This is a genomic window from Micromonospora zhanjiangensis (assembly GCF_042650605.1).
Classification (GTDB): domain Bacteria; phylum Actinomycetota; class Actinomycetes; order Mycobacteriales; family Micromonosporaceae; genus Micromonospora_J; species Micromonospora_J zhanjiangensis.
Genome location: NZ_JBHSBN010000016.1, coordinates 41,575 through 57,652 on the forward strand (window position 1 = coordinate 41,575; position 16,078 = coordinate 57,652).

At 74.0% G+C, this 16,078-nt stretch carries 14 protein-coding genes; 3 read left to right on the top strand and 11 right to left on the bottom strand.

What is annotated here, in order from left to right:
- Positions 1-274 precede the first annotated feature (274 nt).
- The 4 genes from ACFOX0_RS21470 to ACFOX0_RS21485 form a co-directional block, all read right to left on the bottom strand.
- The gene (locus tag ACFOX0_RS21470; protein ID WP_377548837.1) at positions 275-1,012 is read right to left on the bottom strand and encodes a hypothetical protein; all 738 of its coding nucleotides are present in this window, start codon (positions 1,010-1,012) and stop codon (positions 275-277) included.
- A gap of 12 nt (positions 1,013-1,024) precedes the next feature.
- Complete coding sequence (locus tag ACFOX0_RS21475) at positions 1,025-2,752, bottom strand: DUF4012 domain-containing protein (protein WP_377548840.1); 1,728 nt, start codon at positions 2,750-2,752, stop codon at positions 1,025-1,027.
- Positions 2,753-2,953: 201 nt separating this feature from the next.
- On the bottom strand, positions 2,954-4,186 hold the full coding sequence (locus tag ACFOX0_RS21480) for a glycosyltransferase family 4 protein (protein WP_377549094.1): 1,233 nt from the start codon (positions 4,184-4,186) through the stop codon (positions 2,954-2,956).
- An 82-nt stretch (positions 4,187-4,268) separates the two neighbouring features.
- A complete protein-coding gene (locus ACFOX0_RS21485) occupies positions 4,269-5,756 on the bottom strand; it encodes a polysaccharide biosynthesis tyrosine autokinase (RefSeq protein WP_377548842.1) in 1,488 nt (495 codons plus the stop codon).
- A gap of 303 nt (positions 5,757-6,059) precedes the next feature.
- Here ACFOX0_RS21485 and nhaA point away from each other — a divergent pair, with 303 nt between their 5' ends.
- Positions 6,060-7,370 carry a Na+/H+ antiporter NhaA gene (gene nhaA / locus ACFOX0_RS21490; protein WP_377548844.1) on the top strand — a complete coding sequence of 437 codons (1,311 nt, stop codon included), beginning with the start codon at positions 6,060-6,062 and terminating at the stop codon, positions 7,368-7,370.
- Positions 7,371-7,397: 27 nt separating this feature from the next.
- Here nhaA and ACFOX0_RS21495 read toward each other — a convergent pair whose 3' ends face one another.
- The 6 genes from ACFOX0_RS21495 to egtA form a co-directional block, all read right to left on the bottom strand.
- Positions 7,398-7,607, bottom strand: a complete 210-nt coding sequence (locus tag ACFOX0_RS21495) for a hypothetical protein (RefSeq protein ID WP_377548846.1) — start codon at positions 7,605-7,607, stop codon at positions 7,398-7,400.
- Positions 7,608-7,738: 131 nt separating this feature from the next.
- Positions 7,739-8,326, bottom strand: a complete 588-nt coding sequence (locus tag ACFOX0_RS21500) for a TMEM165/GDT1 family protein (protein ID WP_377548849.1) — start codon at positions 8,324-8,326, stop codon at positions 7,739-7,741.
- 251 nt (positions 8,327-8,577) lie between these two features.
- Positions 8,578-9,543 carry an L-histidine N(alpha)-methyltransferase gene (gene egtD, locus ACFOX0_RS21505; protein WP_377548851.1) on the bottom strand — a complete coding sequence of 322 codons (966 nt, stop codon included), beginning with the start codon at positions 9,541-9,543 and terminating at the stop codon, positions 8,578-8,580.
- A 76-nt stretch (positions 9,544-9,619) separates the two neighbouring features.
- Positions 9,620-10,375 (bottom strand): ergothioneine biosynthesis protein EgtC, encoded by a 756-nt coding sequence (gene egtC, locus ACFOX0_RS21510; protein ID WP_377548854.1) that lies wholly within the window; start codon positions 10,373-10,375, stop codon positions 9,620-9,622.
- Positions 10,376-10,400: 25 nt separating this feature from the next.
- Positions 10,401-11,738, bottom strand: coding sequence for an ergothioneine biosynthesis protein EgtB (gene egtB, locus ACFOX0_RS21515; protein ID WP_377548856.1), 1,338 nt, complete (start codon positions 11,736-11,738; stop codon positions 10,401-10,403).
- Entirely contained in the window at positions 11,735-12,967 is a 1,233-nt protein-coding gene (gene egtA, locus ACFOX0_RS21520) for an ergothioneine biosynthesis glutamate--cysteine ligase EgtA (RefSeq protein ID WP_377548858.1), read from the bottom strand. Before egtA ends, egtB begins: the two co-directional genes overlap by 4 nt.
- Before the next feature lie 244 nt (positions 12,968-13,211).
- Between egtA and ACFOX0_RS21525 the strand changes: the two genes are divergently transcribed.
- Positions 13,212-13,592, top strand: a complete 381-nt coding sequence (locus tag ACFOX0_RS21525) for an ArsR/SmtB family transcription factor (RefSeq protein ID WP_377548860.1) — start codon at positions 13,212-13,214, stop codon at positions 13,590-13,592.
- Positions 13,589-14,464 (top strand): SRPBCC family protein, encoded by an 876-nt coding sequence (locus ACFOX0_RS21530; RefSeq protein ID WP_377548863.1) that lies wholly within the window; start codon positions 13,589-13,591, stop codon positions 14,462-14,464. The genes ACFOX0_RS21525 and ACFOX0_RS21530 overlap by 4 nt, the downstream gene beginning before the upstream one ends.
- 18 nt (positions 14,465-14,482) lie before the next feature.
- On the opposite strand, the gene ACFOX0_RS21535 is transcribed toward ACFOX0_RS21530, so the two are convergent.
- Positions 14,483-15,928 (bottom strand): hypothetical protein, encoded by a 1,446-nt coding sequence (locus ACFOX0_RS21535; protein WP_377548866.1) that lies wholly within the window; start codon positions 15,926-15,928, stop codon positions 14,483-14,485.
- Positions 15,929-16,078: the final 150 nt, after the last annotated feature.

Here is a 16,078-nt window from a genome sequence, read left to right on the forward strand (position 1 = left end):
GCCCGGTCGGGTCGGGGGACCGGCCGGGTCGTCGACTGGCCGGCCCGACTCAGGTCTACGCGCACGGCATGACCGTAGCGCCTCGCTGCTGCCCGGGACGGCCCCGGCGACCGTTTCCCATGTCACACGGGATGCGGGCAACCTGACGGGCGTCGGCCGCGTCGGGGCGCGCGGCTCCCGACCCGGCCGCGTTCCGCCGTCGGCGAGCGCGGCCCCCGACGGAGTACCCGGTGCCCGTCGTCGGGCGGGCCGGGTACTCCGTCGCGGCGCCGGGTCAGCGGTCGGTGCGGGAGCGGGTGGCGCGGTGCCGGCGGATCACGGCGAGCCAGAGCAGCAGCGCACCGGCGAGGATGGCCGCCACGCCGACGGCCAACTGCGGGCCGAGCCGGCTACCGGTGACCGGCATGCCGCCCGGCCCGGACGGTGGCTCCGACGTGTCGACGATGGTCAAGGTCAACGACGCCTGCCGCGAGTCGACCAGGCTGGTGGCGGTGACCAACACCGTACCGGCGTCGGCGAAGGTGACCGGCTTGGCGAACCGGCCGGCACCGTCGGCGGTGACCGAGATCGGGGGAATGGCTGCCGCGACACGCTCCGGCAACCGCACGGCGGCCGGCACCATCGCACCGGTGCCGCCGGGCGGGGCCGGCGCCGGTGCCGGCAGCCGCAACAACGCCGGGTTCAGCGTGAACGCCAACCGGACCGCACCGTTGCCCGGCCAGTTCGTGCCGGACAACGTCACCGGCTGACCCGGTTCCGCGGTCAGCCGGTCCGCGGTCAACGACGGTGACAGCGGTACGTACTGCGTCGGCTGCGGCGAGTACGTCACCGGCGGTGGCGGGCTCACGCTGGGCGTACCGGTCGGCTGGGTGGGGGTGACCGGCGCCGCCCGGAGCGCCAGCCCGCTCGCCGACGATCGGGCGGTCGACGCGGCGGCGCCCGCCGCCGGTCCGCCGAGTACGGCCAGGCCGACCGCGAGGGCGGTGATGATGATGATGCGGGTTGGCCGCATGGTGGGTCCTCTCTATCGATCACAGGTTCGCGCGGTGGTGATCCGGGTCGGCCACGACTGCACGCCGGGGGTGACCCGCAGATCGGCGAGCCCGGACGTGGTGACCGGGGTGAGCAGCGTGACGTCCAGGACACGGGCCTGGCCGGCCGGTACGTCGACGGTCGCGACGGCCACCCGGCGACCCCGTTCCGTACCGCCGCCGACCCCGACGGGTGCGCCGTCGAGGCGGGCGTCGAGCACCGACCCGCCGGCCGGGCTGAAGACGTTCACCAGGGTCCGCGCCGTGTACGGGTTCCCGGCCATTCGCAGTCCCAGGACCGACGGGGACAGGCCGGACCGCGGTGCGGTGGAGCCCAGGGTGACCCGCAGCCGCAGTTCGCGCCGGCCGTCGGGGCGGCAGTCGCCGACGGTCAGCTCGGCCGTGTGGGTGAGGTAGTAACCGAGTTTCGCGCCGCTGCCGTCGTTGAGGAACACCCCCACCGTGGAGGTGTCCTCCCGCTCCGGCAGGATCCCGGCCAGCCGGGTTTCCGCGATGGCCGCCTGCTCGTCGGGGTGGGCGCTCCAGAACAGGAGCCGCCGCTCGGTGAGCGCCTGGTCCAGCGCGGGCAGCAGCAGCCTCGGGTCGACCGTCCGGCTCAGCAGCACGTCGAGGACGGCCCGCGCCGAACTGGCGTAGTAGGCGTCCTGTGTGGACGCCGGGAGGAACCGGTAGGCGTCCGAGAGCAGGGTGCGGACCACCGTGGTCGCGGCCAGCGGTGCGGCGCCCCGCACGGGTACCGGCCCGGTGGCCCGCAGCAGGTAGGACACCGCCACCGGATCGGTGGCCAGCACCCCGTCGACGGCGACGCCGAACCGCCTGCGGTACATCTCCCGGTACATGGTGGCCGCGGTGGGAAAGTGCGGGCTGAGGTTCACGTCGGCGGGATAGATGCCGATCAGATCGCCGTAGAGCGCCCTGGTGGCGCGGTCCAGTGGCAGGACCGGCACCACGCCCGTCACGAGCAGATCGATGGCGTTGCCCTGCCGGAGCACCGTGACCCGACCGTCCGAGACCCGCAGCGTCACGTAGGCGCCGAGCATGCCGCCGGTGGCCCGCTTCTCGGCGAGGTTCTGGAAGGCGAGCAGATAGGTCCGCGAGCCGCTGGCGGCGAGCATCGTGGGCAGCAGGGCCGCGCCCCGCCGGGCCGCCGAGGTCAGCGTCGACAGCAGGTCGATCTGGCGGCGCAGTTCGGTCACCGCCGACCGGACCTGCGGCAGCAGGTCCGCCGAGGGCGTACCCCGGAACCGGTCGCGGACCGCGCGGACCGCGCCGTCCGCCTCGGTCAGCCGGGGGGCGGCCCGACGCAGCGCCGCGAGGTCCACCCGGTCGGCGCGGGGCAGCAGCGCGCCGAAGTCCACCCCGAGCAACTCCGGGAAGACCTGCCGGGCCAGGTCGTCGACGGCGACCGCGACCTGGCGTACGGCGGTGAGGCTGTCGCCGACCAGCGGCGTACGGGTGCCGAGCCACCAGCCCGGGTCGCCCGTCCCGGACCGCGCCGCGGCGGTCTGGCTCTGCAGGGCGGCCAGGGTCCGGCGGGCCTGGCCGGTGTCGCCGGCCAGCACCTGCTCGGCCAGCGCGCGGGCCAGCCCGACGGCGTTGCCGAGATGGTTACGGGCCTGCCAGCCGCGTATCCCGACCCAGCCGGTGCCGAGCAGCAGCGCCGAGACGAGCACGAGCGCGGTCAGCAGGGCGCGCCGCATCCGGGTCCGCCGGGTCCGCCGGGTGCGGCGGGCTCGGGCCGGACGAACGGGAATGAGTCGACCAAGTCGCATTCCACTGCTTCCTGTCAAGCGTCACTCGGCGTGCTGACTTTGGTACAACCATAGATATAGCACGCGGAAGCCGTAGTTTGTCGTATTTGGTACGACCGAGTGAATTACAGGGATGAAAGCGACATATCCTCACCTGCGGCTGTGGGCCGCCTCGGTGAGCATCTGCTCGATCTGGTCCACCCCGGACCGCAGTGACATCGCCCGCAGATAGGTCTCCCGGGCCCGCTCGGACATCTCCTGCCGGGCCCGGGCGGGGATGGCCGAGGCCAGCGCGAACCGGTCGGCCAGGGCGCGCCAGTCCTCCGGCCGGCAGGACAGTCCGGCCCGACCCCGCTCGATCAGGTCGGCGGTGTCACCACCGGCCGACGCCACCACCGGCGAACCGGCCGACAGGGCGGCCGGCACCTTGGACGGCACCGTGCCGTGCAGCACCGGCAGGTCCCGCATCGTGACCAGTTGGTAGTCGGCCGCGTTGTAGAGGTCGGCCATCTCGTCCGCCGGGCGCCGGCCGATGAACCGCACGTTGGTCGCGCCGAGTTCCGCGCACAGCCGGCGGGCGCGCTTCTCCTCCGTGCCGGAGCCGACGAGGACCAGGTCGAACAGCGAGTGGGTGGTGGCCGCCGCCCGCAGGGCCGTCTCGATCCGCTGGTACGGGCCCATGTTGCCGGCGTACATGATGGTGCACCGGCCACGGTGGCCGATGGCCCGGCGCGCCTCCCGGCTGGCCCGTGCCGGCCGGAAGATCCGCTCGTCGGTCCAGTTGAGTACCAGCCGGACCCGTTGCTCGTCGGCCCCCCGCTCGACCACCAGTTCGCGCATGGACGGGGCGCTCACCGCGATCCCGTGAGTCGACCGGTAGAAGCGCCGCAGCGCGCCGGCGAACCCGCTGGTGGCCAGCCGGCCGGGCGGCGCGGTCGCACTGGTCGGCGGCGTCTGCATCGACCGGGGCCAGGCGTCCTGCACGTGCACCACGGTGGGTACACGCCGGGACAGCCGCAGCAGCGCGTTGGCCGCGACGGCGGTCGCCGGGGCGTCGTACACGTAGAGCGCGTCGATCCCGGCGAAATAGCGCGGCGCGGCGAGCGACGTGCTGGCCGCGAAGCTGGCATGGCTGGCCATCCGCCGTACGGTCGACGCGTCGTGGCTCGGATAGCGGGCCACCCGACGGACGGTGAGCCCGCCGGTGGTGATCTCCTCGCTCCACCGCTGGCGGTAGCCGGGGTAGACCCGGCCGGCGGGGTAGCTGGGGAAACCGGTCAGCACCCGGACCTCGTGGCCGCGCGCCGCCAACTCCTCCGCCAGGCTGCCCGGGATGAACGCCGGCTCCGGCGGATAGAAGTACGACAGGATACCGATCCGCATGCTCATCGAACCATCTCGACCTTCCCGTGCGGTCCGACGGCGATGCCGGCCGAGGGCCGCGCGAACGCGGGTTGACGGGGGTTCACTTCGTCACCTGGCTGAATTCCTGCGTCGCGTCGGTCGGCGCCGCCGCGACGGCGCCGGCGCCGTTCTGCGCCGGCACGTCGGTCGCTTCCGGCCCGACGCCCGCCCGCCGCCGCCCGGGTACGGCGTGTTGGGCCGGGACCTCCAGGTAGCTCGGGTAGTAGCGCCCCTCGGCCACGCTCCGGCGAGCACCGTTGAGCACGCAGCCGAGCAGCCGGGCGTCCACCGCTCGTAGCGCCTGGGTCGCCGCGGTGAGTTGGGCCTGTGACGTCGAGCCGTACCGCGCCACCAGCAGCGCGCCGTCGGCCTGCACCGACACCACCACCCCGTCGGTGACGGCGAGCAGCGGGGCCGTGTCGATGAGGACGATGTCCGCCGACTCCCGGAGCGAGGCGAGCAGGTCGGCCATGCCCTTGGAGCCGAGCAGTTCGCTGGGGTTCGGCGGGGGCGGCCCGGCGGGCAGCACCAACAGCGACCGGTCCCCCCAACTCTGCACCGCGTCGGTCAGTTCGACCTCACCGAGCAGGACGTCCGTGAGCCCCGGCCGGCCGGTCAACCCGAGGTACTCGGTCACCTGCGGGCGGCGCAGGTCCGCGTCGACCAGCAGGACCTGCCAGCCCGCCTCGCAGAGCGCGATCGCGAGGTTGCACGCGGCGGTGGTCTTCCCCTCGCCCTGCACGGCGCTGGTCACGGCGACCACCCGGGCCGGCTCCTGCAGGTCGACGAAGCGCAGGTTGGTACGCAGCTTGCGCATCGCCTCGGCCCGGGGCGACTTCGCCGACGCGCCGACGATCAGTTTGGCCGACTTCATCGACTTGTCGTACGGGATCTCCCCGATGACGGGCGCCGAGGTGAGTCGGGACAGCACCTCGGCGGTCCGCACGGCCCGGTCGACCATGGCCCGCACGATCGCCGCCGCGACACCGGCGAACAGCCCGAGCAGGCCGCCGAGGACGAGATTGCGCGCCGGATCGGGCGCCACCGGCTCCGGGGTGACCCGGGGTCCGTTCATCACTTCGACCTTGACCAGTGAGTTCTTGGCGCCGGTGGGCGTCTCGATCGACTGGACCAGCTTGACGAACTGGACGGCGACCACCTCCACCACCCGCAGCGCCCGGGCCTGGTTCCGGTCGCTGAAGCTCGCGTCGACGAGCACGCTGCTGACCGGGGTCAGTGCCGTCAGCCGCGCCTGCACCTCACCCGCGGTGACTCCGAGCCCCGGTTCGGCCGCCACGCTCTGCGCCAGCCGGTCGCTGGTCAACAGCGCCGCGTACGACTTGGTGCGCTGCTGGACGTAGGCGCTGCCCTGAGCCGCGGCCAGCAGGCCGTCAGCCGGAGTCGTCACGAAGAAGAAGGTGACCGAGGCGTCGTAGCGCGGCTGGGTGTTCACGGTGATCAGCCCGGCCGCGGCGAGTCCGACCATCACCGAGGCGAGGACGATCCACCACCGGCGGCGCACCGCGGTCAGTTGGCTCTGCAGGTTCATGAAGCGGGTCCCTTCTCGGGCGCTGACCGACCGATCACCGTCGAGATCGCCGGGCCGCGGCGGCAACCCCGATGATGCGGAGCGTCGACCGGGGTCGACCCAGCACCACTAGCTGACTGTAAAGGATCGGGAACTCACAGTGACGGCAATCCTGTGGACGTCGCCGTTACAACGATCGGATCTTGACCCGGTTTCGGCCCCGGCCAGGAACGAGTCCCCTGGTAGGGTGATCGACGGAGCGCCGGGAAGTCTGGTCGGCAAGCAGGTCCCTCGCCATCGCCGACCCGAAGGACGACGCCACCGATGACCCCGCGCCCACCCGGACAGCGTCCCGCGCGCCGGCTGTTCACCCCGGCGGGTTGGCCGGACACCGCCTTCCTCGCCTCCGTGTTGCGCACCGAGACCGTCGGCGGAGCAATCCTGCTGGTCGCCTCCGTCCTGGCGCTGGCCTGGGCGAACTCGCCCTGGCAACAGGCGTACGTCGAGCTGGGCCGGTTCGTGCCGTGGCCCGGTGGCGGTTCGCTGCACCTCGACCTGACGCTGGGCCAGTGGGCCGCCGACGGGCTGTTGGCGATCTTCTTCTTCGTGGTCGGGCTGGAACTCAAGCGGGAGTTCGTCGCCGGCGACCTGCACGACCCGCGACAGGCGGTACTGCCCGTCGTCGCGGCGGTCGGCGGGGTCGCCCTGCCGGCGCTGGTCTACGCGGCGGTCAACCTCACCTCATCCGGCGGAGCGCCGCGGGGCTGGGCGATCCCCACGGCCACCGACATCGCCTTCGCCCTCGCCGTGCTGGCGGTGATCAACTCGCACCTGCCGCAGGGGCTGCGGGCCTTCCTGCTCACCCTCGCCGTGGTGGACGACCTGATCGCCATCACCATCATCGCGGTCTTCTACTCGGAACAGGTCCACCCGCTGCCGCTGCTCGGCGCGGTGGCGGCGGTCGTCGCCTTCGGCGCGCTGGTCCGCTCCGGCCGGACCCGGTGGTGGGCGCTGCTGCCGCTGGCCGCGGTGGCCTGGGCCATGATGCACGCCTCCGGGGTGCACGCCACCGTCGCCGGGGTGCTGCTCGGCTTCACCGTCCCGGTGCACACGAACCGGGGAAGCCATCCGCACCTGGCCGAACACCTCGAACACCGCTGGCGCCCGATCTCGGCCGGCCTCGCGGTGCCGGTGTTCGCGTTCTTCGCCGCCGGCGTCCCGCTGCGCGGCACCGACGTCGGACGACTGCTGACCGACCCGATCGTGCTCGGCGTGGTGGCCGGTCTGGTGATCGGCAAGAGCGTCGGGATCCTCGGCTCCACCTATCTGGTCGCCCGGTTCACCCGGGCCCGGCTCGACAGCGGGATCAGCTGGCGGGACCTGCTCGGCGTATCACTGCTCGGCGGGATCGGGTTCACCGTCTCGCTGCTGATCGGTGAACTGGCGTTCGGCACCGGCAGCGTGGCCGACGGGCACGTCAAGGCGGCCGTACTGGGCGGCTCGGTGCTCGCCGCCCTGCTGGCCGCCGCCGTACTGACCCGGCGCAACGTCGTGCACCGCCGAGCCGCCGAGCGGGTCGCGGGGGACGGCGACCGGCGTGGAGGGCGGACGGTGACCCGGCCGGCGGACGGCTGACGGTGACCCGACAGGCGGGCGGTGACGTCAACGGGGTCCGACGTCCGGGTCCTCGTCCTCGTTCCGGCCGTCGTGGTCGTCCGCGAGCGCCTCGGACAGTTCGTCCGTCACGTCGTCGCCCGGGATCGCGATCTCCTCGGCGGCCGCGCGCGGATCGGGCCGCTCCCGCTTCGTCGGCTCCGGAGCGGTCCCCTCACCGGCGAAGCCGTACTCGTTCGGCTCGTCATGTCTGGACATCTGGCGCAACCACCCGTCCTCCGGCCGGTCGGCGGATCCGTTCGGCAGGATCACCGTAGGTGGCCCGGACCCGGACGCGGGGAGCTTCGCGGCATTTCCGCTCCCGCCCCTTCCGGGCGCGGCGCGCCGGATCAGGTCAGCTGCCCGACCGCGTCCAGGATCAGCCACAGGCCGCAGATGGCGAACAGCACCGCCGCGCCGTACCGGATGGTCCGTTCCGGCAGCCGGCGACCCAACGCCCGACCGACCAGGATGGCCAGCGCGTCCGCCGCGACCATGCCCAGCGTCGACCCGAGCCAGGTGCCGAACCAGCCGTACCGGGTGGCCAGGGTGATCGTGGCCAGCATGGTCTTGTCGCCCAGCTCGGCCAGGAAGAACGCCACCGACACGGCGATGATCGCCGAGCGGCTGGTCCGCTCGGCCTTGCGTTTCTCCTCCTCGGTCAGCTTGTCGCCGCGCAGCGTCCAGGCGCCGAAGCCGAGGAAGGCCAGCCCGGCGACCAGGGCGATCCAGCCGGTGGGCAGCGCGGCGCCGATACCCGCGCCGATCGCCACCGAGGCCAGGTGGACCACCGCGGTGGCCGCGCTGATGCCGATCAGCACCGGCAACGGCCGGAACCGGGTGGCGAAGGTCAACGCCATCAACTGCGACTTGTCGCCCAACTCGGCCACGAAGATGACGCCGAAGCTGACCGCGAGTGCGGTGAGAAAACCGTTCATGGGACCCTTCCCGATCAAGGCCGGGCAAGGGCACGGGGGACCTCGACCCGGCTGTGACAGCCTGAGTCGAAGGTCTCGCCCGCCCCACCGGAGGTGGGGCCGGGTGGCCGGATGCGGAACGCACCAGTATGTCGACCACGCCGTTGGGGGCTACTCCCCTTCGCGTGACCGAGCATAACCGATCTTCCGGACCCCGCCGACCCGGGCCCGCCCGCCCGGACCGGTCGGGGTCCGGTGCGGCCCGTCGGTGGTCACCCGGCCTGGGCCAACGTCACGGCGAACAGGCCGTCGTCGTCGGTCCACAGGTGCCGGGTGACGAATCCGGCCGCGCCGAGCTCCGCCTCGATCCCCGCCCGGCGGAACTTCGCCGAGATCTCGGTGCGCAACTCCTCGCCCTCGGCGAAGTCCACCACCAGGTCGAGCACCCGGACCCGCATCGGGCGGGTGGCCCGCAACCGCATCTCGATCCACTCCCGCTCGGCGTCCCAGATCGCCACGTGCCGGAACGCCTCCGGGTCGAAGTCCGCGCCCAGCTCCCGGTTGATCACCCGCAGCACGTTGCGGTTGAACTCCGCGGTGACCCCGGCCTCGTCGTCGTACGCGGGAACCAGCACCGCCGGGTCCTTGACCAGGTCGGTGCCGATCAGCAGCCAGTCGCCGGGTTCCAGGGCGGCCCGCATCGCCGCGAGGAAGCCGGCCCGCTCGTCGGGCGCCAGGTTGCCGATCGTGCCGCCCAGGAAGACCACCAGCCGGCGTCCGCCGGTCGGCAGCCGGTCGAGCTGGCGGGTGAAGTCGCCGACGATGCCGCGTACCCGCAGGGCCGGGTAGTCGGCCGCGATCTCGGCGGTGGACTGGCGCAGCGCGCTGACCGACACGTCCAGCGGGACGAAGGTGCCCAGGTCACCGCGGCGGGCGAAGGCGTCGAGCAGCAACCGCGTCTTCTCCGACGACCCCGAGCCGAGTTCGATCAACGTCTTGGCGCCGGACGTCGCGGCGATCTCGTCGGCGCGCGCGGCGAGCACCGCCCGCTCGGCCCGGGTCGGGTAGTACTCCGGCAACCGGGTGATCTCCTCGAAGAGTTCACTGCCCCGGGCGTCGTAGAACCACTTCGGCGGCAGCCACTTCGGGTGGGCGGTCAGCCCCACCCGTACGTCGTGCCGCAGTCCGCGCGCGACCTCCCGCTCCTCCAGGTAGATCTCCAACGGTTCGACGCTCATGCCAGCCCTCCGCTGCGCTCCGGGCTGTCATGAGGCACCGGGGCACCGAGCCTGATGATTCGCTCGCTTCGCTCGCTCATGCGGCACTGGTCCCTTCGATCGGTTCGATGCGGAGGTCGTCGGCGGTGGCGACCACCAGATGGTCGGCCGGCACCGGTTTCCAGGCGGGGTCGTCGTCCAGCGGCTCGGAGGCGATCAGCACGCTCCGGCCGTCGGTCCGGGTGGACAGGGCGTGCCCGCGGGCGGTGGCCACCGCCGTACGCCCGTCGGTGAGCAGCAGGTTCAGCCGGGAGTCCGGGGCGAGTTCGCCGACCGCCCGGACGGTGTCGCCGACCGCCGCGGCGGGCGCGGCGCCGGCCCGCAGCCGGTGCCGCACCAGCGCCCAGAGCAACGCCGAGTCGGTGGGCGCGTCCAGGGTGAGCAGGTCCCGGGTGGGCAGCCCGCGGGCCAGCGGGACGACCGAGTCCGGCCAGCCCCGGACCACGCCGTTGTGGCTGAACAGCCACCGCCCCTCGACGAACGGCGCGGCCGCCGTCTCCACCACCGGCATGCCCACGGTGGCCGACCGCACCGCCGCGAGCACCGCGCCGGACACGGTCGCCGCGGCGAGCGCGGGCAGCGTCGCGTCCGCCCACAGCGGTACGTCCCGGCGGTAGCGCACCGGCCCACCGTCGGCCGGGTACCAGCCGACGCCGAATCCGTCGGCGTTGACCGTCCCGCCGCCGCGCATGTCCACCGGCGCCCAGGACTGCCGGGCCAGCGCGTGCGGCGGGTCGTACAACAGGGCGGCCAGGGACAGCGGGGGCCCCAGATAGGCCAGGTGCCGGCACATCAGGCGGCCCTCGCGGCGGTACGGCTCACGCGGCGCGCTCCCCGGCGGGAACGTCCCGGGCGCAGCGGAAGCCGGCGAAGATCTGTCGGCGGATCGGCAGGTCCCAGTTGCGGAACGTGCCCCGGCAGGCGGACCGGTCGGTGCCGAACGAGCCGCCGCGCAGCACCCGGTAGGCGTCGCCGAAGAACACCTCCGAATACTCCCGGTACGGGAAGGCGGCGAAGCCCGGGTAGCCGTGGAAGGTGGTCGAGGTCCACTCCCACACGTCCCCGACGAGCTGGTGCACGCCCAGCGGCGAGGCGCCGGCCGGGTAGGCGCCGACCGGCGCCGGCGAGAGGTGCCGCTGGCCGAGGTTGGCCCGCTCGACGGTGGGGTCCTCGTCGCCCCAGGGGTAGCGGCGGGACCGGCCGGTCGCCGGGTCCCACCGGGCGGCCTTCTCCCACTCCGCCTCGGTCGGCAGCCGCTTGCCGGCCCAGGCCGCGTACGCCTCGGCCTCGTAGTAGCTGACGTGCACCACCGGCTCGGCGCCGACCAGCGGCGAGAACCGGCCGAACCGCAGGTAGCCCCAGCCCGAGCCGTCCCGGCGCCAGTGCATCGGCGCGCTCAGGTCCACCTCGCACCGGTGCCGCCAACCGGCCTCGCTCCACCAGCGCGGGTCGTGGTAGCCGCCCGCGTCGACGAACGCCAGGTAGGCGTCGTTGGTCACCGGCGCGGCGTCCAGGAGGTACGGCGGCAGATCCACCACGTGCCCGGGGCGTTCGTTGTCCAACGCCCACGGGTCGGTGGAGGTGCCCATGGTGAACGGCCCGCCGGGCACCAGCACCTCACCCCCGACCGGTACGACCGCCGGCGGGGTCGGTTCGCCGGACAGCACCGGCGGGCCGACCCGCAGCTGGTGGGTGGCGAGCATCGTCTCGTCGTGCTGCTGCTCGTGCTGGACGATCATGCCGAAGGCGAACCCGTCGGTGACCAACCGCCGGCGGTCGAACCGGACGTGGTCGAGCAGGTCGAACACCTTGTCCCGGACGGTGTGCAGGTAGGCCCGGGCCTCGTCGGGGCGCAGCAGCGGCAACGACGGCCGGTCCTTGCGGGGTTGCTTGAACGCGTCGTACAGGTCGTCGATGTCCTGGCGGACCGGTGGGCGGCCGCCGACGTCGCGTACCAGCCAGAGTTCCTCCTGGTTACCGACGTGCGCGAGGTCCCAGACCAGCGGCGACATGATCGTGGAGTGCTGGCGCATCAGGTCGCCGTCGTCGACGGCGTCGGTGAGCAGGCGGGTGCGGTCCCGGGTGCGCTCCAGTTCGGCGGCGATCCGGCCGCGCAGCCGCTCGCCCGTGGCGTCCTGTTGGTCGAGGTCGGTCACCGGTGTTCCCCTTTCCCGGCGGCGAGCCGCCGTTCCACGATCCGGCCGATCTCCGTGCGGGTGGTCGGTCCGAGGTCGGTGCGGTCCAGCGCCCGTACCGCGAGGTCCAGCACCGCGGTGGCGGCCCGGGCCAGCGGCGGGTCGGCCAGACCGCACCGGGCCGCCTCGGCCCACCGGTCGGCGACCGGTTCGCAGGCGGCCCGGGCCGCGTCCAGCGCCGTCGGATCGGCCAGCAGCGCGGCGAGCACCCCGACCGGCGCGATCCACTCGTCGGCGGGCTGGGCGTCCAGGTAGCGGACCTCCAGGTAGCCGCGCGGACGGACCGGCGGGAACAGGGTGCTGAGGTGGTATTCCAGGTCGTCCACGGTGGGCGGCTCGGGCAGCGCTCCGGCCATCCAGTCGGCGAAGGTGAGCCCGGGCGGGACCGTCCAGTCGTCGCCGGAGCGGCGGACGCAGAGCAGCGGCGCCGACAGCGCGTACGCCGACCAGGCGGCGACCGGGTCGGTCGCCCGGGTCGCCGACGACCACACCGGCCGGGTGCGGGCCGGGTCGATGTCCTGCCAGGCGACCATCCGGGCCGACGCCCAGCCGGTGTCCCGGCCGGCGTGCCGGCGGGCCGTCGCGAAGGTCGCCAGCAGCGGCGGGCCGAACGCGTGCAACGCCACCCAGCGCCCGACGACCTCGTCCGGGCGACCGGCGTCCAGGCAGAGCTGCAGGCCCGCGGTGCTGAACATCATGGTCCGGCCGGCCGCGCCACGCCGGTCGAAGGCGTGCCGCATGGCGCGGTAGCGAGGGGTGTCGACACAGGGACGCGGCGGCCGGTACGGGTCGATGCCGCTGGTGCCGAGGACGAGCCCGGCGGTGCGGAGCAGGTCGCGCAGCCGGTCGGTGTCGTCCCCGGTGGCCGCGAACAGCGCGGCGAGAGAGTGGTGCGGGACGGTGGAGATCTCCACCTGTCCGCCGGGCTCGACGGTGATCGTGCCCTGGTGGGCCAGCGCCAGGTGAGCGCCGGCGGGGTCGAGAGTGGTCGGGGCGTACGGCCCGAGGGCCCGGCGCAACCGGTCGGGGTCGACCGGGCGGCTCGGATCGGACGCGTCGTGGACGGTCCATTCCAGTTCGACTCCGGTCAGCTCCGGTGGACCGGTCTTGAAGCAGATCGTGGTCAGGTGCCCCTCGGCGTCGGACAGCTCCCGCAGCACGGCGGGGCTGTCCACTTCTGGCGACAGCACGGCAGGTCTACTCCCTCCGCTCCGGGCCGTGCCCCTGGATACCCGGCTGGTCCCGTTGTAACCGGACCGGCGGGATCAGCCGTGGGCGCGGCGTTTCGCATTCCTATCACCCCGGACCGACATGAACATCTCGGCGAGACGACCGGCGCCGGAACGTCCGGTTGCGGCGGGCGGCCCGCCGATCGACCGTGACGGACCCCTATATGCCCTTTCCGGTAAATAACCGATCGGTTATGTTGGCCTCGTGACCTCGCCGTTCGACGCGCTGACCGAACCGACCCGGCGCCGGATCCTCGATCTGCTGCGGGAGCGTCCCCGGTCGGTCGGCGAGCTGACCCGGGAACTCGGACTCAGCCAACCGGGCACCTCCAAGCACCTGCGGGTGCTGCGCGAGGCCGGCCTGGTCCGGGTCCGGGTCGACGCCCAACGCCGCTGGTACGAACTGCGCCCCGAGCCGTTGATGGTGCTGGACGACTGGCTCGCCCCGTACCGGTGGCTCTGGCGCGACCGGTTCGACCGGCTCGGCGGGCACCTCGACGCGATGCCCGACGAGCGGCCCGACCCGGCCGCCGGGAGCGGCCCGGCGCGGCCCACGGCCGACAACCAGGAGGAGGACTTTCGGTGAACGAGACGCTGGAGACCGTCGACGGCCGGCCGACCCTGCGGGTCGAGCGTCGTTTCGACCACCCGCCGACCAAGGTCTGGCGGGCCGTCACCGAACCGGACCACCTCGCCCGGTGGTTCCCGTTCACCGTCCGGCTCGAACCGGCCAACGGCGGGACGATCCGCTTCTACCCGCCGGACCGGCCGGACGTGCCCGCGTCCGAGGGCACGGTCACCGCGTACGAGCCGCCCCGGCTGTTCGCCTTCACCTGGGGCGACGACCTGCTGCGGTTCGAGCTGCACCCGGCCGGGACCGGCTGCCTGCTGGTCTTCACGCACACCTTCGACGACCGGGCCGGCGCGGCCAGCTTCGCCGCCGGGTGGCGGGTCTGCCTGGACGCGCTGACCGGCGACCTGGCCGGCGCGCCGGTCGACGTGCCCGCCCCGACGGCCGAGCTGCACGAACGGTACGTCCGCGCGTTCGGCCTCGACGAGGGCGTGCTGGAGGAGACCGCCGACGGGTGGCGGGTGCGCTTCGAACGGCAACTGACCCGGCCGGCCGAGGCGGTCTGGACGGAACGCACGGCCGGCGGCGTGCCCCGGGTCGGTGGTCCCCCGCCGGCCGCCTTCACCACCGGCTCCGCCCCGGCCGGCGCGGTCACCGTGGTCGACCCGCCGACCCTGGTCGAGTACGCCTGGCAGCACGACGGCCGGACCGCGGGCCGGGTCCGCTGGCAACTGGTCCAGGGCACCGGGCACGGCGCCCGGCTGGTCGTCAGCCAGACCGGCCCGGCCGACCTGACCGGGCCACGGTCCGCCGCCCTGGCCGACTGGCGGGCGTACGTCGAGGACCTGGCCCGGCCCCGGGACCGCGAACCCGACCGACCCGCCTGACCGGCCGCGCGGGCCGGTTCAGCCGGCCTGCGTGACGACGTCGTTGAGCAGTTTCTGGACCACCCCGCGGGTCTCCGGCGGCGACTTGACGAACACCCCCACCTGCCACTTCAACGGCCCGCCCGCGGTCGCCGGGCTGTAGTGGCTCAGGTCGACGGTGTAGAAGCCGTCGGCGTCCCGCGCGGTCTCCACCATCACGGTGCGGTCGTCCAGCACCGGCTTCGCCTTGGCCGGCTGGTCGAACCAGGCCCCTTCCAGGGCCTTGCGCTCGGCCGGGGTGCAGGTGGTCGGGCAGGGGCGCAGCAACACGTTCGCCTTCTGCCGGGAGGTCGGGTTCTGCTCGTCGATGCAGACCCAGACCTTGGCACCGGCCAGCTTGTCCGGCACCTTTCCCGCCATGCACCCCCAGGTCCCGCCGGCTCGGAACGCGAACGGCCAGCCGTTGAAGGCCATCGTGTAGGTGTCGTCCCCGGCCGCGTACGTCGGGCCGACGACGGAACGCGCCGCCACCTGCCGCAGCTTCGGCTTCCGCGCGTCCGGGTCGCCGGGGCCGCCCGGTGCCGCCGACGGGTCGCCGCCGGAGGGCTCGTCGGACGGGACCGGGAGACCGGGACCGGCGCTGCGGCTCGCCGTGGGCGCACCGGTCGGGCCGGCCTGCGGCGTACCCCGGCCGAAGGCCCAGTAGGCGACCACCGCGGCGGTGCCGAGCAGCAGAACCACCGCGCAGACCCCGGCGATGACCACCGCGAGCGGCCCGGGGCCGGACCGCGACCCGGGCGGCGGCTGGCTCGCCGCCCACGGGGTGGCCGGCGGCGGTACGGGCGGCGCGGCCCACGGGGTGGCCGGCTGCGGCGGCGCGGGCGCCGGGGCGCCCCACGGGGCGACGGGCGGCGGCATCGGCGGCGGACCCCACGGGACGGCGTCACCACCGATCGGTTCGGACGGCGCGTCCAATTCGTCCCTGTCGGCGCCGCCGTCGCTCGCGCCGGCGGTCCGGTCCGGTCCGGCCGGTTCCGACCGGGCGGTCGTCCCCGGACCCGGGTCGCCGCCGGTCGTCGCGCCCGGGGCGGTGGGCGCCGGCGCGCCCGGGGCGGTGGGCGGGGCGGTGGGCGCCGGCGCGCCCGGCTGGTCGGCCGTCGCCGCCGGCGCCGGTAGCCGGTCCGGCCACGCCTCCACCCCGGTGTGCTCGGGGAGTCGGTGGTTCGCCACCCACGGCCGCGCGGCGGCGAGGTCCGCCGCGTGCACCGGCGCCTGGCCCGGTGCGGTCGGGAACGAGCTGCGGCCGGCGAGGTCCAAGAAGACCGACCGGACCGCCGGATCGGTCGCCGCCGCCGGCGTCAACGCCGCGACCGTGACCGGCCGGCCGTCCTGCCCGACGCCGTGGTAGATCTCGACGGACGGGTCCGCCCGCACCAACTCGAGGTCGGCGAAGGGCAGGTTGGGTGGCGGTTCGGGGTGCGTCACGAAGACGGAGGATACCCAAGGCTCACCATCCGTCGATGCCCACCGGCGGCGCACCGCGCCGCGGCCGGGCCCGGCGGGAGAAGTGACCAACCTCAAGTCCGATCGGCGGAGCGGCGGCGTAACGTTCCGCCGTGTCCGGATCCGGGCACC